Annotated in this window: 4 protein-coding genes and 1 pseudogene; 1 reads left to right on the top strand and 4 read right to left on the bottom strand. The window is 71.0% G+C overall.

Annotated elements, in window-relative coordinates:
- The 4 genes from AC32QD_RS15880 to AC32QD_RS15865 form a co-directional block, all read right to left on the bottom strand.
- Positions 1-239 (bottom strand): DUF4147 domain-containing protein (locus AC32QD_RS15880; protein WP_492011483.1); only part of this gene is annotated, 239 nt, incomplete at its 3' end.
- A gap of 26 nt (positions 240-265) precedes the next feature.
- Positions 266-811 (bottom strand): hypothetical protein, encoded by a 546-nt coding sequence (locus tag AC32QD_RS15875; protein ID WP_492011482.1) that lies wholly within the window; start codon positions 809-811, stop codon positions 266-268.
- 27 nt (positions 812-838) lie between these two features.
- Positions 839-2,059: a 5-aminolevulinate synthase gene (gene hemA, locus AC32QD_RS15870; protein WP_492011481.1), complete on the bottom strand. Its 1,221-nt coding sequence runs from the start codon at positions 2,057-2,059 to the stop codon at positions 839-841.
- Positions 2,060-2,182: 123 nt separating this feature from the next.
- Entirely contained in the window at positions 2,183-3,013 is an 831-nt protein-coding gene (locus AC32QD_RS15865; RefSeq protein ID WP_492011480.1) for a phosphodiester glycosidase family protein, read from the bottom strand.
- A gap of 237 nt (positions 3,014-3,250) precedes the next feature.
- On the opposite strand from AC32QD_RS15865, the pseudogene AC32QD_RS15860 reads away from it, so the two are divergent.
- Positions 3,251-3,409 (top strand): annotated as a pseudogene (locus tag AC32QD_RS15860) (IS5/IS1182 family transposase); the annotation flags it as partial.

The following is a 3,409-nucleotide window of genomic DNA, read 5'->3' as shown; positions in this document are numbered from 1 at the left end:
GCGTCGGGCACCGGGTGGGCGGCCTCGACCACGTCGATCCGGTCGCAGGGCAGGCCGTGGCCGCGGCGGGTCACGACCAGGCCGGTCAGCACGCCGGGCCAGTGGTCCTCGACCGCGCGGGCCATCGCCGCCGCGGCCTTGCCGGCGCCGAGCACGATGGTGCGTCCGGCCGGCGGTGACGGCAGCCGGGGCGGCACGCAGCGGGCCGGATCGGCCGCCTCGACGGCGGCGTCGAACAGCGAGCGGAGGAACGCGCGGGGGTCGATCAGGCCGCGGCGGCGAGCGCCCGCCGCTGGGCTTCGAGCCAGGCGATGCGGTCGTCGATCTGGGCCAGGTCGTGGTCGAGCCAGGCGGCGAGCCGGCCGCTGGCGCCGTCGCTGCCGCGCAGCTCGACCAGCCGGCTGTGCTCGGCCTGGTACAGCTCGATCATGCCGTCGAGGGTCGATGCCCGGCCGGCGGCCGGAAGCAGGTGGAGGAAGCGGAACTTGAGCGCCATCACCAGCTTGGCGAAGCCGTCGATCGGCGCCCGCACGTTGGCCCGCAGCAGCGTCGCCAGCTCGTCGCGGCCGGCGTCGGTGATGCGCAGCATGAGGTCGGCGCCCTCGCCGTCGTCGGCGGCCTCGGTCAGCCCCTCGTAGCGCAGCAGCTCGATCGACGGGCCGAGCAGGTCGAGCGAGGGGCCGGTGATGTGGCTGGTGAAGTGGCGGATCTCGGCCGCCAGGTCCCGGTATCGCCGCGGCGCGTCCGCGAGCAGGCCGAGCGCGAGCAGGCGGACGGCCTCGGTCGGGATCAGCGTCTTGTCGCGATACATGGCGCCTCCGGCTCCGTTCGCGCTGGTCTAGGCCGCGGCGCGCCGGGCCAGGCCGAGCCGTTCCCAGACCGCGGCCAGGGCGTCGATCAGGCCGGCCATGTCGGCGTCGCTGTGGAACGGCGTCGGGGTGAAGCGCAACCGCTCGGTGCCGCGCGGGACGGTCGGGAAGTTGATCGGCTGGACGTAGATGCCGTGCTCGTCGAGCAGCAAGTCGCTCGCCGCCTTGCACATCACCGCGTCGCCGACCATCACCGGCACGATGTGGGTGACCGAATCCATCACCGGCAGGTCGGCGGCGCGCATCAGCGCCTTGAGCCGGGCGGCGCGCTCCTGGTGGCGCTCGCGCTCGGCGCCGCTCGCCTTGAGGTGGCGGACGCTGGCCAGCGCGCCGGCCGCGACGTGGGGCGGCAGCGCGGTGGTGAAGATGAAGCCCGAGGCGAAGCTGCGGACGACGTCGACCAGGTTGGCCGAGCCGGTGATGTAGCCGCCGACCACGCCGAACGCCTTGGCGAGCGTGCCCTCGATCACGGTCAGCCGGTCCATCAGCCCCTCGCGCTCGGCGATGCCGCCGCCGCGCGGGCCGTACATGCCGACGGCGTGGACCTCGTCGAGGTAGGTCATCGCGCCGTACTTGTCGGCGAGGTCGCAGAACGCGGCGATCGGGGCGATGTCGCCGTCCATCGAGTAGACCGATTCGAAGGCGACCAGCTTGGGCCGGTCTGGTTCGATCGCCCGGAGCTTGGCCTCGAGGTCGGCCGGGTCGTTGTGGCGGAAGACGTGCTTGTCGCAGCGCGACGAGCGGACGCCGTGGATCATCGAGGCGTGGTTGAGCTCGTCGGACAGGATCACGCAGCCGGGCAGCATCTTGGCGATGGTCGAGATCGCCGCCTCGTTGGAGTTGTAGCCCGAGGTGAACAGCAGTGCCGCCTGCTTGCCGTGGAGGTCGGCGAGCTCGCGCTCCAGCTCGACGTGGTAGTGGTTGGTGCCGGAGATGTTGCGGGTGCCGCCGGCGCCGCTGCCGCAGCGGTCGATCGCCTCGTGCATCGCCGCCAGCACCCGGGGATGCTGGCCCATGCCGAGATAGTCGTTCGAGCACCACACCATGACGTCGTGGGTGCTGCCGTCGGGGGCGTGGCGGACCGCGTGCGGGAACCGGCCGGCCTGGCGTTCCAGGTCGGCGAACACCCGGTAGCGTCCCTCGTCCTTCACGTCGGCGATGGCTGCGGCGAACTTGCTTTCGTAATCCATGGGCGCGCTTCTCCTCCGTATGGCAGCGCCTTCTTGCGACAGAATAAGATATGTCGGCGTGATTTGTATCAAAAAGGGGCGTTTTGTCGCTAAATCGTGAGCACCGGCGCCGCTGCCGAAAAGCTACGGCTGCTTGCGCCGCGCCAGGCCGAGCACGTTGGGGATCGGCCGTGCCGGGTAGACGTCCCAGCTGCCGCCGGTCGAGCCGAACGAGCCGGTCAGCTCGAGCTCGAACTTGCCCGACTTGACGTAGAGCTGCGACGGCCCGCCGCCCTCGAGATACATCGCGCGCCGGATGCCCAGCGGCAGCCGGCGGATGATGTCGGCGAAGGCGTGCACGGTGAACGGCGCGCGGGTGTAGAGGAACAGCGCCCGGCCGCGGCGGTCGAGCCCGAACACCGCCATGCTCCAGGGCCGCTTCCTGGGGCTCCACAGGTTGCGGCCGTGACAGGTCCACAGGCGCGGCGCCTGGAGGAAGCTGCGGTAGCGCCGTCGCCACCGGCCGAACCGCTCGCAGCGGCGGTCGATCAGCCGGGCCGGCGGCAGGTCGTCGGTGCGCGGATCGAAGGCGAGCACCGCACCCATGGCGTTGAGCCGCCGATTGTTGACTTTGCGGCCGTCGATCATCATGCCGACGTTGGTCTTGAAGTCGGCGGCGTAGAGCCCGGCGTTGGTCGCCGCGACCAGGTCGTGCTCGTGCGCCCAGGCGGCGGCGGTCCGGTTCTTGCCGCCGTCGAACTTGACCGAGACCAGGGTCAGCTTGAAGCGGTCGAGGTCGGCGCGGAGCACGGTGATGATCGAATCGCCGGCCTTGGCGGGCACCGGCGACTTGATCCGGGCGATCTCGAGCCCCGGCTCGAGCCGGCGCCAGTCGATCGCCGTGGCCGCCGCGGCCGCGACGGTCGAGGCGGCGAAGACGGCGACGGCGAGGCACAGCGTGCGGGTCGTGGGCATGGGGCGATGCTATGCGATCCGGGGCGCGCGCGAAAGCGGCGCGCGTGGCGCGGATCTGCTCGCACGTGATCCCATCCTTCGAGACGCCTCGGCCCGAGGGCCGAGGCTCCTCAGCATGAAGGTTCTGAGTGACGTTCAAGCATCCGCTTCATCCTGAGAGCCTGGCCGAAAAAGAAGTGAGTGATTCCAGCGCGTTGTGATTCAGTGGTTTGTGCCAACAAGTCACGGAGACACAACATGTGGACTGAAATCACTCGCGAGCAGTATCGACGGGACACCGGCGGCTACGCAAGCGACCTGTCGGGGGCGGAGTGGGCGTTGATCGCTCCGCTGCTGCCGGGGCCGCGACGCCTGGGCCGGCCGCGGCGGGTCGACCTGCGGGCGGTGGTGGACGCG

It is taken from the genome of Thermohalobaculum sp. (genome assembly GCF_058622915.1).
Note: the sequence above shows the minus strand (reverse complement) of the source record. Positions and strands in the feature narration are given on the sequence as shown.

Coding starts and splice junctions, on each gene's coding strand:
- AC32QD_RS15875 (WP_492011482.1), bottom strand. CDS start 811: ATGTATCGCGACAAGACGCTGATCCCGACCGAGGCCGTCCGCCTGCTC.
- hemA (WP_492011481.1), bottom strand. CDS start 2,059: ATGGATTACGAAAGCAAGTTCGCCGCAGCCATCGCCGACGTGAAGGAC.
- AC32QD_RS15865 (WP_492011480.1), bottom strand. CDS start 3,013: ATGCCCACGACCCGCACGCTGTGCCTCGCCGTCGCCGTCTTCGCCGCC.